Annotated in this window: 15 protein-coding genes and 2 pseudogenes; 6 read left to right on the top strand and 11 right to left on the bottom strand. The window is 61.9% G+C overall.

Features of this window, described 5'->3' with window-relative positions:
* Together EOD15_RS13145 and EOD15_RS13150 are read right to left on the bottom strand one after the other, a co-directional pair.
* Positions 1-795: pseudogene (locus EOD15_RS13145) on the bottom strand (hypothetical protein); the annotation flags it as partial.
* A 114-nt stretch (positions 796-909) separates the two neighbouring features.
* On the bottom strand, positions 910-1,737 hold the full coding sequence (locus EOD15_RS13150; protein WP_127323040.1) for a cell envelope integrity EipB family protein: 828 nt from the start codon (positions 1,735-1,737) through the stop codon (positions 910-912).
* Between the two features lie 138 nt (positions 1,738-1,875).
* Here EOD15_RS13150 and EOD15_RS13155 point away from each other — a divergent pair, with 138 nt between their 5' ends.
* The 4 genes from EOD15_RS13155 to EOD15_RS13170 all read left to right on the top strand — a co-directional run bounded on the left by EOD15_RS13155 (position 1,876) and on the right by EOD15_RS13170 (position 4,879).
* Complete coding sequence (locus EOD15_RS13155; RefSeq protein ID WP_127323039.1) at positions 1,876-2,340, top strand: RidA family protein; 465 nt, start codon at positions 1,876-1,878, stop codon at positions 2,338-2,340.
* Between the two features lie 14 nt (positions 2,341-2,354).
* Positions 2,355-3,083 (top strand): glycerophosphodiester phosphodiesterase, encoded by a 729-nt coding sequence (locus EOD15_RS13160; RefSeq protein WP_127408551.1) that lies wholly within the window; start codon positions 2,355-2,357, stop codon positions 3,081-3,083.
* A 50-nt stretch (positions 3,084-3,133) separates the two neighbouring features.
* On the top strand, positions 3,134-4,348 hold the full coding sequence (locus EOD15_RS13165; RefSeq protein WP_127322676.1) for a GNAT family N-acetyltransferase: 1,215 nt from the start codon (positions 3,134-3,136) through the stop codon (positions 4,346-4,348).
* A gap of 99 nt (positions 4,349-4,447) precedes the next feature.
* Positions 4,448-4,879, top strand: coding sequence for an HIT family protein (locus EOD15_RS13170; RefSeq protein WP_127322677.1), 432 nt, complete (start codon positions 4,448-4,450; stop codon positions 4,877-4,879).
* Positions 4,880-4,905: 26 nt separating this feature from the next.
* Here EOD15_RS13170 and EOD15_RS13175 read toward each other — a convergent pair.
* The 4 genes and pseudogenes from EOD15_RS13175 to EOD15_RS13190 all read right to left on the bottom strand — a co-directional run bounded on the left by EOD15_RS13175 (position 4,906) and on the right by EOD15_RS13190 (position 9,023).
* Positions 4,906-5,531: pseudogene (locus tag EOD15_RS13175) on the bottom strand (chloramphenicol phosphotransferase).
* Between the two features lie 61 nt (positions 5,532-5,592).
* Positions 5,593-8,061, bottom strand: coding sequence for an ATP-dependent Clp protease ATP-binding subunit ClpA (clpA, locus tag EOD15_RS13180; RefSeq protein ID WP_127258970.1), 2,469 nt, complete (start codon positions 8,059-8,061; stop codon positions 5,593-5,595).
* 6 nt (positions 8,062-8,067) lie between these two features.
* A complete protein-coding gene (gene clpS, locus EOD15_RS13185) occupies positions 8,068-8,397 on the bottom strand; it encodes an ATP-dependent Clp protease adapter ClpS (RefSeq protein ID WP_023812950.1) in 330 nt (109 codons plus the stop codon).
* 296 nt (positions 8,398-8,693) lie between these two features.
* Complete coding sequence (locus tag EOD15_RS13190; RefSeq protein WP_013531776.1) at positions 8,694-9,023, bottom strand: phasin family protein; 330 nt, start codon at positions 9,021-9,023, stop codon at positions 8,694-8,696.
* A gap of 285 nt (positions 9,024-9,308) precedes the next feature.
* Here EOD15_RS13190 and EOD15_RS13195 point away from each other — a divergent pair, with 285 nt between their 5' ends.
* Complete coding sequence (locus EOD15_RS13195) at positions 9,309-10,718, top strand: D-alanyl-D-alanine carboxypeptidase (protein WP_127321618.1); 1,410 nt, start codon at positions 9,309-9,311, stop codon at positions 10,716-10,718.
* 46 nt (positions 10,719-10,764) lie between these two features.
* Here the strand turns inward: EOD15_RS13195 and EOD15_RS13200 are convergent, their stop codons facing one another.
* From EOD15_RS13200 to EOD15_RS13215, 4 genes are all read right to left on the bottom strand, one after another.
* Positions 10,765-11,463: a DnaJ domain-containing protein gene (locus EOD15_RS13200; protein ID WP_127321619.1), complete on the bottom strand. Its 699-nt coding sequence runs from the start codon at positions 11,461-11,463 to the stop codon at positions 10,765-10,767.
* Positions 11,463-12,194 carry a VWA domain-containing protein gene (locus EOD15_RS13205; RefSeq protein ID WP_164761857.1) on the bottom strand — a complete coding sequence of 244 codons (732 nt, stop codon included), beginning with the start codon at positions 12,192-12,194 and terminating at the stop codon, positions 11,463-11,465. Before EOD15_RS13205 ends, EOD15_RS13200 begins: the two co-directional genes overlap by 1 nt.
* Before the next feature lie 83 nt (positions 12,195-12,277).
* The gene (locus EOD15_RS13210; protein ID WP_127321621.1) at positions 12,278-12,715 is read right to left on the bottom strand and encodes a DUF1489 family protein; all 438 of its coding nucleotides are present in this window, start codon (positions 12,713-12,715) and stop codon (positions 12,278-12,280) included.
* Positions 12,716-12,791: 76 nt separating this feature from the next.
* A complete protein-coding gene (locus EOD15_RS13215) occupies positions 12,792-14,195 on the bottom strand; it encodes an L-serine ammonia-lyase (protein WP_127408552.1) in 1,404 nt (467 codons plus the stop codon).
* Positions 14,196-14,373: 178 nt separating this feature from the next.
* Here EOD15_RS13215 and EOD15_RS13220 point away from each other — a divergent pair, with 178 nt between their 5' ends.
* On the top strand, positions 14,374-15,087 hold the full coding sequence (locus EOD15_RS13220) for a DUF599 domain-containing protein (protein ID WP_027161543.1): 714 nt from the start codon (positions 14,374-14,376) through the stop codon (positions 15,085-15,087).
* Here EOD15_RS13220 and EOD15_RS13225 read toward each other — a convergent pair.
* On the bottom strand, positions 15,066-15,664 hold a 599-nt coding region (locus tag EOD15_RS13225; RefSeq protein WP_148129540.1), incomplete at its 5' end, for a YdcF family protein. The genes EOD15_RS13220 and EOD15_RS13225 overlap by 22 nt on opposite strands.

The raw sequence follows: 15,664 nt of genomic DNA on the forward strand, positions 1-15,664 counted from the left end.
GGCATAGGTTGCGCCTTCGTCGGATGACATGCCCGATGCTACTTCATCGCGGGCCAGCAGCGCCGAATAGACATGGTGGATGCGCTGCGGCAGCGTGTCGGTCGCAAGGCGTTCTATTTTCAGCCTTTTCTCAACATAGGCGCATTCCTTCGCCAGCGTCGCTTCGACATTCCCGGTGAAGGCGAGCTTCCAGACGACTGGCGCGATCCAGACCTTGAAATCGGGATCCGTGGCCCGGCCGCGCTTGAGGGCCTCCAGCCCCATCTCGACGGCACCCGGCAGCAAAGGCGCAACGACATTGGCATGCCAGCCGACGCCGCCTTCGGGATGCAGCAGCACGCCATGGCCTTTCAAGGCCCAGGCGATCGAGTGTTCCTTGGCTGCCCCGCTATTGCCGGGAATCTGAGCGATCAAATTGTTGGCCAGCCAGAACTTCTGCATCAGCCGGCCAAGGCCGTTGACGACACCATTGGTTGCCCATGAGGCCGTGAGCGGGCTGACCTGCGACACGATTTCCTTGTCGATCATCCAGTCGGTGAAGAACTCGGGATGATTGGGCGTGATGAAGGTCGCCTTCCCTGCCCCGCAACTGGCCTTCAGCCGCTCAAGGTCGGCGTGGGGAAAGTCGATATGGCGGACATCTGAGACGCCGCGCAGACCGGCCAGGCGATTGAACGGCAAGATATCCCGAAATCCGGGAATGCCGCGCAGCATGACGATCCGGTTGACGGATGTCATGGCCCTGATCAGTGCCGGGTTGGGCCGCGGCGCCACGAATGTATCGATCCTGCTCAAGCTGATCCCCCTCGCGCCTGGACGCCGGGGAGAGGTTGAGAGACGATTGCGGCACGTTCAAGTCGATCGTTACGACCACGCTGCGTCGTGGCAAATCAACTGCCTAGACCGGCACTATTTGGCGGGACAGGGTTTCGTCTGGTCGAACAGCGACAGGTTGACCAGCTTGCCGGTCATCGAGAAGTCGCCATAGTCCATGACGAGATCGCGGGTGATGCCGTTCTCATGCAGCTTGAAGCTGATACGGTATTCCGGCACCTCTTCGCCCGTCTTGTTGGTGTCGTCGAAATAGGCGATATCGACCGGCCAGTATTTGTCGGTGGCGAGCTTTGCCAGTGCCGAAGCTTCCGGGTCGGCCTTGTCGGCATCGGTTTTCTTGCCGACCACGACGGTGGTGGTCATCACCTTGTTGGCGTCTTCGGAACCGTCGAACAGGTTGGTTTCGTAAAAATTCTCGCCCTTTTCGGCCTTGCCGATCAGCTCGACCAGATGCTGGGTCGGAAATTGGGTTGTCGCCAGCTCGACGCTGTTCTTTTCAGGCTTGTCGATGTCGACCTTCAGGCCCTTGGTCTCTTTGGTGGCGATGCCCTTGACCTCTTTGTCGAGATTCTGGTCGACGTAGGATTTTGTCACGAACGAAAATGTCTTGCCTTCGGCGTCCTCGAAAGTGGTCGTCTGCTGGTCGGTCAGCCTGGTGTTGTCGGCGGTGACGATCTGGGTGACGAAGCGGAATTTCACCGTATAGCCTTCGCAGGCCGAGCCATTGAACTCATAGACCATGCGGCCGGATATGCCTGTGATGCCGGACTGATCGGACGCTTTTTTCAAGGTAAGATCGTAGACGGCGCGGTGGGCTTGCAACGCCGGCGCTGCGAAGGCAGGGCCTATCGAGAAGACCCCCGACAATAGGACGGCATGGAATGCGAGGCGCGTTGCGCGCATGAGGTACTCCGATCGTCGCGACTGATGGCAGGCCGCAGGGAAAGATGGTCCAGCTTAAAAAAAGTCGTGGCGGAAGCGAGGCAAAAATAGCAATTTCGGCCCGGCCGGCGCGGCGTCACCAAGCAATAGGGAAATACCATGAGTGAAACAATCGAAAAGCGGCTAAGCGATCTGGGTGTGACGCTTCCCGTCGCCGCCGCGCCCGCCGCCAACTACGTGCCCTATTGCCGGACCGGCAATCTGCTGTTCACCGCCGGGCAATTGCCGCTCAAGGACGGCAAGCTGCAGGCGAGCGGGCTGTTAGGTCGCGATCTCGATACCGCAGGTGGCAAGGATGCGGCAAAATACTGCGCGATCAACATCCTGGCGCAGGCCAAGGCAGCACTCGGCGACATCGAGAAGATTGGCCGTCTGGTGAAGATCACCGTTTTCGTCGCCTCGACACCTGAGTTCGTCGAGCAGCATCTGGTTGCCAACGGCGCCTCCGATTTCCTGGTGGCGGCCCTTGGCGAGCGTGGCAAGCATGCGCGCTCCGCCGTCGGCACCGCCTGCCTGCCGCTTAATGCCGCAGTGGAAATCGAAGCCGTCTTCGAAATCGAATGAGCCAGGGGACAGATATGACCGACCTATCCTGGCTGACCGCCCGGCCCGTCGCCCATCGCGGCTTCCACGACATGAACAAGACGCGCTGGGAAAACACGCTGTCAGCCTTCGCTGCGGCCGCCGAACGCGGCTATGCCATCGAATGCGACGTCCACCTGTCGTCCGACCGCGTTCCTGTCATCATCCATGACGGAGATCTCAAGCGCCTGACCGGCCAGGATGGTTTCGTCTGGCAGCGCACCGCAGCAGAACTCGCGGCGCTCAGGGTCGGTGGCACGGCGGACCATGTGCCGACGCTGCAGGAAATGCTCCACCTGGTGAACGGCCGCGTGCCATTGGTGGTCGAGTTGAAAGGCACGCCCGGCTATGACGAAGGCCTGGTGGCAAGCGTCGGCAAGATGCTCAAGCGCTACAAGGGCAAGGCGGCGATCATGTCGTTCGACCACTGGCTGGTCCGCGATTTTCCGAAGGACGCGCCGGGTATCCCCGGGGGTCTCACCGCCTACGGCAAGGACGTCGGGCTGATCGAGGCGCATTTCGCCATGCTGGCGCACGACATCGCCTTCACCTCCTACGCGGCCGGCGACCTGCCGAACCCATTCGTCAGCTTCGTGCGCGAAAAGCTGAAAATGCCTGTTATCACCTGGACGGTGCACGACCAGCCGGCGGTCGACCTGACCTTCAGATATGCCGACCAGATGACGTTCGAGGGGTTCGAGCCCGATCTGGTCAAAGTCGCCTGAATGTCTGAAACGTGACTTGTACCAGGCCGGACGGAGCTTAAATAAGCCTCATGGATCAGGGCGACGAGGGTGACGGACAAACGGCCAATGCGGACTATTCGATCCGCGTCGCCGCCGGCATCGGCGCCTTCACCTGTGATGAATGGAACGGCTTTGCCGGAACTGCGCGCGGAAATTCAGAAACCAGTTACAATCCTTTGGTTTCCTTCGCTTTTCTAAGCGCACTCGAAGATTCTGGATGCGCCGTGCGGCGCACCGGCTGGCAGGGCCATCACCTCAGGCTGGAGGACGGGCAAGGCAGATTGCTGGGTGCGGTGCCCTGTTATCTCAAATCGCACAGCCAGGGCGAATATGTGTTCGATCATGGCTGGTCGGATGCCTTCGAGCGCGCCGGCGGCCGTTACTATCCCAAACTGCAAAGTGCCGTGCCGTTCTCGCCGGTCACCGGCCCTCGCCTGCTGGTCAGCAAAGGCGAGGACAGCGCCAAAGTGAAGGCCGGTCTCGCGGCGGGCCTGAAGGCGGTGACGCAAAAGCTCGGTGTCTCTTCCGCGCATGTCACCTTCGCGCAAGAGAGCGATGTGGAGGTGCTGGAAGCGGCCGGTTTCCTGCACCGCACCGATCAGCAATTCCATTTCTTCAACGAAGGCTTTTCAACCTATGACGACTTCCTCGCCACCCTTGCCTCGCGCAAGCGAAAGGCGATGAAGAAGGAAAGGCGCGAAGCGCTTGGCGACGGCATTTCGATCGATCGGCTGACCGGCAAGGACCTCACGGAGAAGGCCTGGGACGATTTCTTCGCCTTCTACATGGACACCGGCAGCCGCAAATGGGGCCGGCCCTATCTCAACCGTCAATTCTTCTCGCTGATCGGCGAACGCATGGCCGACGACATCCTGCTGGTGATGGCCAGGCGCAATGGGCGCTATATCGCCGGCGCCATCAATTTCATCGGCTCCGACGCACTTTATGGCCGCAACTGGGGCTGCATCGAGGACCATCCCTTCCTGCATTTCGAGGTCTGCTACCATCAGGCGATCGACTTCGCCATCGAGCGCAAGCTGAAGGTGGTCGAGGCGGGCGCGCAGGGCGAACACAAGCTGGCGCGCGGCTACCGGCCGGTGACCATGCATTCCGCGCACTACATTGCACACCCAGGCCTGCGCAATGCCGTCGCCGACTACCTCGGGCGCGAACGGCAGGAGGTGGAGCGGATGAGCGAATATCTGGAAGAGCACACCCCGTTCCGCAAGGATCTGGAGGAGTAGCAACAGGGCTGCCTTGACGAGCAGGGCCGACTTCGTCCGATCGTCTTGCCGATTTTCCACCGTTTCGCTACACGAAAGGCACAATCCGGAGCGTTCGCCATGACCGAGGCCGCCTACGATACCGACAACATCTTCGCCAAGATCCTGCGCGGCGAAATTCCCTCGCACCGTGTCTACGAGGATGACGCGGTCATCGCCTTCATGGATGTGATGCCGCAGGGGCCGGGCCACACGCTGGTGGTGCCGAAGGCGCCATCGCGCAACCTGCTCGACGCCGACCCGTCAATTTTCAGCCATCTCTTGAGCGTCGTTCAGAAAGTGGCACTGGCGGTGAAAAAGGCCTTCGGCGCCGATGGCGTCACCGTCATGCAGTTCAATGAGCCGGCCTCGGGGCAGACCGTCTATCATTTGCATGTGCATGTCATCCCGCGCTTCGACGGCATTCCCCTGAAGCCGCACACGGGCGGGATGGAGAAGCCGGAGATTTTGGTCGGGAACGCCGAAAAGATACGGTCAGCGCTGCAAAGCTGACGCGCATGTCCGCTTGCGAAACCGTCTTAATCGGTTGCGGTTTGAGCCAGTTGCTCAATCGCGCTGGGCCGAGCGATGCCTTGCTCCAGCCGTCGCCGGATCGTATCCGCGCACTGCTTCGGGCTCATGAGCGAAGTATCGACTTCCAGATCGTAGACGCCTGGGCGGTGGACCTCCTCCTGCCACAGGCGCACGGGCAACGGCACCGGATCGTCTGATGAGCCGGTCACATATCTCTTGTCCGCCGCGCTGGCGGCACGCCTTTCCATGATGATTTCCAGCGGGCAGCGAACACCGACAAACAGCACCGGCAGACCTACAAGCCGCCGCGCGCAACCGGCCACAATGTGAAGTGGTCTCGAATAAGCATCGTGATCGCCGATATCCGCCACGACATTCAGCCCCAGCCGGCTGTGGACGGCGATCGATTCGTAGAGCGCGGCGTATAATCCGGGCACGAGGGCCTCAAGGTCCGGACGCTCGCCGCCGGGCCGCAATCCTATCCCGGGCCGATAGCGTGCCGGCGTAGCCTGCTCGTAACGTCGACGCCGAGATTGATCCAGACGCCATTGAAGCGCTCCTGAACAGCTCTGGCGATGCTTGTTTTTCCCGATCGCGGCGCACCGTTCAGGATGATGATCTGGCCGCTCATGCCCCTCCTCCTTGCAAACGAAAAAAGCCCCGTTTCCGGGGCTTTTCGACTTTCCTCAAAGTCAGTTCTTTCTGGGCAGTTGCGGGACGAGACTGCGCTTGCCGCCGTCCTTGCCCTTGGCTTCGGGCTTCTGCGCCACCAGCTTCTTGGCCGCCGGCTTCTTCGCCACGGCCTTTCTGGGCTTCGGCGTTTCTTCCGGCTCTTCCTTCTTCGGCTTCACCGGCGCCTCGTCGGCGAGCGATTCGAGCTTCAGGCCGGTCTCGCCGGTTTCCTTCTTCTCGACGGTGACGCGCACCGTGCCGCCCTTCTTGAGCTTGCCGAACAGCACCTCGTCGGCCAACGGCTTCTTGATGTGCTCCTGGATCACACGGCCGAGCGGCCGCGCTCCCATGCGCTCATCATAGCCCTTGTCGGCGAGCCAGGCGATCGCATCCGCCGACAGGTCGAAGGTGACGCCACGCTCGGAAAGCTGGGCCTCGAGCTGCATGACGAACTTCTGCACCACCTGATGGATGACCGGCACCGGCAGCGAGCCGAACGGGATGATCGCATCGAGCCGGTTGCGGAACTCCGGCGTGAACAACCGGTTGATCGCCTCGACATCGTCGCCTTCGCGCTTGGTCGAGCCGAAGCCGATCGCCGCGCGCTGCGCATCCGACGCGCCCGCATTGGTGGTCATGATCAGGATCACATTGCGGAAGTCGATCTGCTTGCCGTTATGGTCGGTCAGCTTGCCGTGGTCCATCACCTGCAACAGGATGTTGAACAGGTCCGGATGCGCCTTCTCGACCTCGTCGAGCAACAGCACGCAATGCGGATGCTGGTCGACGCCGTCCGTCAGAAGACCGCCCTGGTCGAAGCCGACATAGCCCGGAGGCGCGCCGATCAGCCGCGAGACGGTGTGGCGTTCCATATATTCCGACATGTCGAAGCGAATCAGCTCGACGCCGAGCGAGGCGGCCAACTGCTTGGCCACTTCGGTCTTGCCGACGCCGGTCGGGCCGGAGAACAGGTAGGAGCCGATCGGCTTCTCCGGTTCGCGCAGGCCGGCACGTGCCAGCTTGATCGCCGAGGTCAGCGCGGTGATCGCAGTGTCCTGGCCATAGACGACGCGCTTCAGCTCGATATCGAGGCCCTGCAGCACCTTCTCGTCATCGGCCGAAACCGTCTTCGGCGGGATGCGGGCCATGGTGGCGATCGTCGCCTCGATCTCCTTGATGCCGATGGTCTTCTTGCGCTTGGCTTCCGGCACCAGCATCTGCGAGGCGCCGGTCTCGTCGATTACGTCGATCGCTTTATCCGGCAGCTTGCGGTCGTTGATGTAGCGTGCCGACAGCTCCACCGAGGCCTTGATCGCCTCGTTGGTGAACTTCACCTTGTGGAACTCCTCATAATAGGGCTTGAGGCCCTTCATGATCTCGATGGCGTCCTCGATGGTCGGCTCGTTGACGTCGATCTTCTGGAAGCGCCGCACCAGGGCACGGTCCTTCTCGAAGAACTGGCGGAATTCCTTGTAGGTGGTCGAGCCGATGCAGCGGATCGCACCCGACGACAGCGCCGGCTTCAACAGGTTGGACGCATCCATGGCGCCGCCTGAAGTAGCCCCTGCCCCGATGACCGTGTGGATCTCGTCGATGAACAGCACGGCGCCAGGATAGTCCTCGAGCTCCTTGACGACCTGCTTCAGCCGTTCCTCGAAATCGCCGCGATAGCGCGTGCCGGCGAGCAGCGTGCCCATGTCGAGCGCGAAGATGGTGGCGTTGTGCAGCACTTCGGGAACGTCGCCCTCGACGATGCGCTTGGCCAGACCCTCGGCGATCGCTGTCTTGCCGACGCCGGGGTCGCCGACATAGAGCGGGTTGTTCTTGGAGCGGCGGCACAGCACCTGGATGGTGCGGTTGATCTCGGATTCGCGGCCGATCAGCGGATCGATCTTGCCGGCCTTGGCCTTGTTGTTGAGATTGACGCAATAAGCCGTCAGCGCGTCCTGCTGCTGCTTCTTCTTGCCGCCTTCCTCTTGCGGCTCGGCGCCGTTCTGGCCGCCCTGCTCGTCGTCGGCGCCGCGCGGCGAGCGTGTCTCCGACGCGCCCGGACGCTTGGCAATGCCGTGCGAGATGTAGTTGACCGCATCGTAGCGGGTCATCTGCTGTTCCTGCAGGAAATAGGCGGCATGGCTCTCGCGCTCGGCGAAGATGGCGACGAGCACATTGGCGCCCGAAACCTCCTCGCGGCCAGACGACTGCACATGGATCACCGCGCGCTGGATGACGCGCTGGAAACCGGCCGTCGGCTTGGAGTCCTCGTCGTAACCGGTGACGAGGTTGTCCAGTTCGGTGTCGATATAGGTGAGAACCGTGTGCTTGAGCTCATCGAGATCGACATTGCAGGCGCGCATGACGGCGGCCGCCTCGGTGTCGTCGATGAGCGCGAGCAGCAAATGTTCTAGGGTCGCATATTCATGGTGCCGCTCATTGGCGAGCGTCAGCGCCTGGTGAAGCGCCTTTTCCAGGCCTTGGGAGAAAGCCGGCATGTTACCTCACTTCTTCTCCATCACGCATTGCAGCGGATGCTGATTCTGTCGGGCGAAATCCATGACCTGGGACACTTTGGTCTCGGCCACCTCGAATGTATAGACCCCGCACTCGCCCACTCCATGATTGTGAACATGAAGCATGATGCGTGTGGCGGCTTCGCGATCCTTCTGGAAAAAACGCTCCAGCACGTGAACCACGAACTCCATCGGAGTGTAGTCGTCGTTGAGGATGAGGACCCGATAAAGGCTGGGCTTCTTGGTCTTGGTTTTGGTGCGCGTGATGACGGCCGTCCCACGGCCGGCCCCATTGCCGTTACCGTCGCCGTCTTGCATTCGCACCACTCGTCTCGTGGCAGTCAAACCTGAAGTCACGTATTCCTGCCTCTTTCGATTCCCCATGCGAGTTCGACATGTAGGTGTTCGATGTACGATTTTAAGCCCTTCTGGTTAGCTGACAATATGGCTAGGTCACCAACTTGGACGATTTTCGCAATCGTGAAGGGGCGCGAGGCTCTGGAACGGAAATTGACACGAAAAAGCCCGGCCGCGTTTCCGTGGCCGGGCTTTTTCTCGGGTTCAAAGGCTGAATCGGGGGTCACATCAGGCGAAATCAGTTCGCCCGGGCAAAATTACTTTGCCTTGGCAACGATCGATTCGAATGGCTTGTAAGCTTCCTTGGCGAGTTCGGCATAGAGATCGCCGATCTTGGTGGCCTCGGCGACGAACGCCTCATAAGACTGCTTGGCGTAGTCCGACTGGATCTCGATCGCCTTTTCCAGCGACTTGGCTGAAAACAGCTTCTCCACAGTGGCGCTGCCGGTTTCAAAACTCTTCTTGGTGTATTCACCAGCCTCGGTGGCAATCGCCTGCGCGCCCTTGGACAGCGACGCGAAGCTCTTCAATCCGGTGTCGGCGAACTCTTTGCCGTATTTGCTGAAGTCCTCATAGGTCTGGGTCATTTCACGATTCCCTTGACGGTTGAAGCGTCCTTCTTCGGGGCGCCCTTGTGCAATGCAAGATAATATATTGTGCGCCGCACAAAAGTCAAGATTTCGCGGGCTTGCGGGCCCGCCTGCGCAGCCAATGGCTAAAAATCGAATAAAGAGAACCTCAAACCCGAAGAAAATGGTGAACGCGGCGGTTACCATAAACGGATTGGTAACGCTGCGCCGGTAGCTTGACCGGAAGCGAGGCAGGACCCTTTGCCGCCTCCAACGCAACGAAGAAATCCAAGGGAAGTACCAGTGCGTAAGGCGTTGTTGGGCATCGTTTCCAAATCCACCTCCCCTCTCAAAACGATGATGATCATCGCCTTGGCGATGACATTCGTTTTTGGCGACGTTGCCTCGTCGCTGGCGGCTAGGCAGGCGGCCATCGTCGTGGATGCCAAGACCGGCAAGGTGCTTTACTCCGCAGATGCCAACGGCAGGCGCTACCCGGCTTCGCTGACCAAGATGATGACGCTGTACCTGACCTTCGAAGCTATGGCGAAGGGCAAGATCAGCAGGAACACGCCAGTGGTATTTTCCGCCAAGGCTTCCGCCGAGGCGCCGACGAAACTTGGCGTGAAGCCGGGTGGTTCCGTCACGGTCGAGACCGCGATCCTGTCGGTCGTCACCAAATCGGCGAACGACTCGGCCACCGCGCTCGGCGAAATGCTCGGTGGCAATGAAACCACTTTTGCCCGCATGATGACGGCCAAGGCGCGTGCGCTGGGCATGAACGGCACCGTGTTCCGAAACGCCAATGGCCTGCCCGACCCCGGCCAGTTCACCACCGCGCGCGACATGGCGACGCTCGGCATCGCGCTGCGCGAGCATTTTCCGCAGTATTACGGCTATTTCTCGCAGCGCTCCTTTCTCTACGGGCGCAAGCGCATCAACGGCCACAACCGCCTGCTCGGACGCATCAAGGGTGTGGACGGCATCAAGACGGGCTACACCCGCGCCTCCGGCTTCAACCTCGTCTCATCGGTTTCCGATGGCAATCGCCGCATCGTCGGCGTGGTCATGGGCGGCACCTCGGGCGGCAGCCGTGACAATCAGATGGCCAACCTGATCAACACCTATCTGCCGAGGGCATCGACTCGCGGCGGTGGCGATCTGGTCGCCAAGGCCGGTGGCAACAACCCGATCACCGCCCTCGCCAAGGTTCTTCTGCCCAAGCATGACGCTCCGACACCGGACGACAAGCCTGTCATAGCGCAGGACGATGCCATCGTTGCCGAGGACGCCACGGTCGCCGAAGACGACACCGCGCAGGCCGAGGAAGCAGCTCCCGTCGTCAAGACCAGAAAGGTCAAGACCGTCATCGTTTCAGCCCCCCAGGTCGCGACGGCCCAGGTGGTAGCGGCCTATGCCGAGCCGACGCCGGCGGCTGTCGACCCGGTCAACACCGCGTCGGTGCCGTCGGGCTGGGCCATTCAGGTCGCCTCGTCGCCCAAGCAGTCCGAGGCCCAGGCCTTTCTCGACAAGACCACCAAGCAGGCGCCCAAGGTGCTGGCGGACGCTTCCGGTTTCACTGTCGCCTTCGACAAGGATGGCGTCACCTACTACCGCGCCCGCTTCGGTGGCTTCGGTTCGAAGACCGCCGCCTGGAAGGCCTGTACCGCTTTGAAGAAGAAGAACATCGAGTGCTACGCCGTCCAGCAGTAGGACGGCGCGCAAGCCATCTCCCGGAAAAATTCTGCGTCGAAGGAGACTAGTTGTGATTGGAGAGCAAGACGTCCTTGGCTTCGTTAATCCGCGCCGCGAGGAAAGACGTGCCGCCGACATCGGGGTGCAGGCGCTGCATCAGGCGGCGGTGCGCCTTGCGGACATCCGCCGCGGCGGCCCCCGCTTCAAGACCAAGGACCTTGTAGGCCTCCTCCTTAGTCATGGCGCCCGGACCTGGCGGAACACCCAGCCCTTCGCCACCGTTCGTCTCAGCGTTTTTGCGCCAGACGGGAAATCTGCCGTCAAGATACGTCTCTAGCAGCTGTCGGCTCTCCGGGTCGCTGGAGAGTTCGCGGTAGAGGTGTTGCAATTCCGCCAGCCCCATCGCGCCAAGCATCTTGCCTTCGTGGCGGCCAGCCAGGACCAGTCCTTCGAGGCCGCCGGTATCGTGATCGAGCTCCATTTCCAATGCGGCCGTGCGCACCGTGGAGCGTTTGCCCGGTGCAAGCCCGGCCGGCTCGCGTTTCATGCGCATGGAACCATACCAGGCAATTGCCGCGGTGAGGATCATGCCGCCGATGCCTTCACGGCCGACCACAAGCACGGCGACGCCGACAAGTGCCAGAAGAGCCGGGCCGAGCGTTCGCAGCGTGCTCGCCAGTTTCGCCGGCTCGGCACGCAGAAAGATCGTCACCGCGCCGAGAAGCAGCAGAAGCAACGCTACAAAAGCGATGATTGCGCCCATTATTTTCCGCCGCCCCGCAGATGCTCGATCATCAGCCGGTCTTCCGGCCTGCCCCTGGCTTCGAGCGCCTTCAACCCGCCGGTCGCATACACGGCGACGGCCGAAAGCAGCCCTGCCAGGGTCGCGGCAGCCCGCCGATCAAATCGGAACCAAGCCCCCTTGGAAAGCCGCGCAATCTCTTTGAACGCCTTTTCCGCGCCGGAATCATGGCCTTCCTGAAACACGAAGACAGGAACGCCATGAAGGCCGAGGCTGCCGGCCTTTTCGGCCAGATCGTCGATATTCTCTTCCATCGCGTCGCCGATGTAGACCAGCGCATTGACCTTGGCGGCCGCCGTCTGTTTCAGCGCATGCGTCAGGACCTTGCCGATCTGGGTGTGGCCGCTACGGCATTCGATCCGCGTCATCAGCTGCTTCAAGGCATTGGTGTCGCTCACGAAAGCCGACGAACGGCACTCGCCGAGACCGCGAAAATAAACCAGTTGCACGCTGAGGGTTCCGGCCTTGCCGACGGCGTCGAACATCTGGCCCTGCAGCTCACAAGCCAGATCCCAGGTCGGCTGGCGGCTCATTGTTGCGTCGAGAGCAAGGATCAGCCTGCCCGAACCGGTCGCCGACGTGGCAAGTGTCCTCGCCTGACGGATGAAGGCGTCGATCTCGCCGGCGTTGGATTGAGGCTTGATCGGCGCAGGATTGGCCCTCGCGGGCACGGGCTGCTTCTTATCGCTCATGAAAAACAAGATGTGGCGTTGCCACATCGCTTGCAAGCCCCACATCGGGCGGTGCAAAGGGCCAGGCGGTGATGCACCTGGCCTCAGAGCAGGCCGAGATCGGCCAGCTCGCGCCTTAGTTTCGGCGGCATCTCGATCAATCCGGCCTTGCCCTTGCCCAGATCGAGCGGCGCGTCCGCCGGCTTCAGGTAGCGCCAGCCCTGAAAAGCCCGGCGCGGCTGCCAGTCGGTTCGAACAACCTCGGGGTCGAGAATCAGGTGGCAGCGGCTGATGCCTTCACCGTCGGTGAACGGCCGGATCTCGGTGATCAACTGGCGGCACTGCACATTGCCTTTGATCACCCAATAGAGCGAACCACCATCGGTAACCTCGGCGCCGCGCGTCGGCATCATGCGGGTGGTGTGATACTGCTCGACCGGCTCACCGGAGCGCCGCCGCTCGTCGAGGCGGAAGGCGATCCACTCTTCGAGATCCTCGACGCTGTCGCAGCCGACACAGAGTTTTATGAGATTGAGAGACATCGCTTAAGGTTAGTCCCGCACGCGAACGCGTCAACGACCGGATCGACTTCTCCACAGTGGCGGTTTAGGCCAGCCTTCAGCACTCCACGACGTTGACTGCAAGCCCGCCAAGGCTGGTTTCCTTGTACTTCTCGTTCATGTCGAGGCCGGTCTGGCGCATGGTCTCGATTGCCGCATCGAGCGGTACGAAATGGGTGCCGTCGCCCTTGATGGCCAGTGACGCTGCCGTCACCGCCTTGACCGCGCCCAGCGCATTGCGTTCGATGCACGGCACCTGCACCAGCCCGCCGACCGGATCGCAGGTCATGCCGAGATGATGTTCGAGCGCGATCTCGGCGGCATTCTCGACCTGCTCGGGCGTGCCGCCCATGACGGCGCACAGGCCGGCCGCCGCCATCGCCGATGCCGACCCGACCTCACCCTGGCAGCCGACCTCGGCGCCCGAGATCGACGCGTTGGTCTTGATGATGCCGCCAACGGCGGCAGCCGTCAGCAGGAAATCGCGAATGCTCGGCTGGTCCGCCTCGGGATGGAAATGCAGCCAGTAGCGCAGCACCGCCGGCAGCGTGCCGGCAGCGCCATTGGTCGGCGCGGTGACGACGCGGCCGCCGGCGGCATTTTCCTCGTTCACGGCCATGGCGTAGATCGACAGCCAGTCATTGGCGAGCAAAGGATTGGGCTTGTTCTGCTGCCACTGCTCCTGCAGCTTATCGTGCAGCATGCGGGCACGGCGGCGCACCTTCAGCCCACCCGGCATGATGCCGTCCTGCGACAGGCCACGCTCGATGCAGCCCTTCATGGCGCTCCAGATTCCGTCGAGGCCGGCGTCGAGCTCCTCGCGCGTCATCTGCGTCTCCTCGTTGACGCGTTTCATGTCGGCGATGGAAAGGCCGCTTTTGCCGGCCATGGCCAGCATCTCGACCGCATTCTTGAATGGATAAGGCACTTTCTTGCCTTCGGTTGTCACCGAACCCTTGGCTTTCATCCGTTGCAGCTCTTCTTCGGAAACCACGAAGCCGCCGCCGATCGAATAATAGATACGCTTGAGCAGCAGGCGGCCGCCGGAATCATAGGCATAGAACGCCATGCCGTTGGCGTGACCGGTGAGCGGCGTCTTGCGATCCAGCACCAGATCGATGGCCGGATCGAAGCGATAGGACGGATGGCCGGGCGGCGAAATGCGCTTTTCGGCGGCGATGCGGCCGGCAATGCCATCGGCCTGGTCGGGATCGACCGTCTGCGGCGTCAGACCGGCAAGGCCGAGCATGACGGCGCGATCACTGCCGTGGCCAATACCGGTGTAGGCGAGTGACCCGTGCAGGCTTGCGCCAAGCCGGTCAACCTTGACGCCCGCCGGGCGCGGCCAGTCATTTCCCGCGACCTCGTCGAGAAACCGCGCAGCGGCGGTCATCGGCCCCATCGTATGAGAGCTCGAGGGTCCTATGCCGATCTTGAACAGGTCGAAAACCGAAAGGAACACGCGGCGTTGTCTCCTGGAGTCAGGTCAAGGACTACATATAGGAATTCCCACGATGTTTCCGCTCTTTTGGAAATCGCGGCGCTGCACCCGCCGACCTTGTTTGCTCCGGCAGCGACATTGGTACGATGGCTGTATTCGGACATCGAAGCGATCGCGCCGAATGTGATAAATTCAGGCCATGGGCGATTCCCTCGATCTTTCGACAGCCGATCTCGCGGCCTTGGCCTTCTTCCTCGTCGCGTGGCTGCTGCACACGTTCGCCTCCGACGGCAAGCTGGTCAGCCGCATGTCGCTGACGACGGCGATGAATGCACAGCGGCAAGCCTGGATGCGGACCATGGCCGAGCGCGAGATCCGCATCGTCGACACCGCCATTATGAGCGGGCTGCAGCAAGGCACCGCCTTCTTCGCCTCCAGCTCGCTGATCGCGATCGGCGGCTGCTTTGCCTTGCTCGGCGCGTCCGACCGGGTTCTTGAAGTGCTCAGCGACCTGCCCTTGGGTGGCGCGCCGTCGCGCGCGGCTTTTCAGATAAAGGTGTTCGGACTGGTGCTGATCCTGGCGTTTTCGTTCTTCAAATTCGGCTGGGCGTACCGGCTGTTCAACTATTGCACGATCCTGATCGGCGCCGTGCCGATCCCGCATGGCGAAGCCTCACGCAATCCGGTCACCGAAACGGCGGTGTGGCGTGCGGCGCAAATGAACATGCTGGCCGGAAAGCACTTCAACTCCGGCCTGCGCGGGGTGTTCTTCTCGATCGGTTATCTCGGCTGGTTCGTCGACCCCATGGTGTTCGTGTTGTCGACGCTGTTGCTGCTGGCCGTTCTGGTGCGGCGCCAGTTCTTCTCGGCCGCCAGGCAGGCGGTGATCGGTCAGCCGCCTGGAAAAGGCTGATTGATCCGGCCAGACAGCCAATAGGCAAAAAGCCCGATCCATTCGCGGATGGCCATGGTGGTGGCCTGCAGTGAGTCGGCCGGATTATCGCGGAACAGCCCGATGCCTTCTTTGCCCGAGGTGCGATAGTCGACCGGCCAGGGAACGGTGGCGAAGCCAGCCTTGTCGAACAGCGCCTTGGCGCGCGGCATATGGAAGGCTGAGGTCACGAGCAGCCAGGTCTCGCCGGGCTTCGGCGTGACCAACTCCTTGGTGAAGACCGCGTTCTCATAGGTGTTGCGGGATTTGTTCTCCAGGATCAGACGATCGGCGGCCACGCCAAGCGCGGTGAGCAGGCGCGGCGCGGTTGCGGCATCGCCCTCGCCATCGAGAAACAACGCGCCGGTGCCGCCGGAGACGACCACCTTGGCGGTGGGAAAGCGCCGGGCCAGAACTGCGGTCTCGACCATCCGATCGCCGCTGCTGTTCAACTCATAGCCACCGCGCGCCAGATTGATGGCGCCCTCAAAGCCGCCGCCGAGCACGACGATGCCGTCGACCTTTGCCGGCAGCGGCGGGCGCGCGCAACGCCCTTTCC

The organism is Mesorhizobium sp. M7A.T.Ca.US.000.02.2.1, from assembly GCF_003996995.1.
GTDB lineage: Bacteria > Pseudomonadota > Alphaproteobacteria > Rhizobiales > Rhizobiaceae > Mesorhizobium.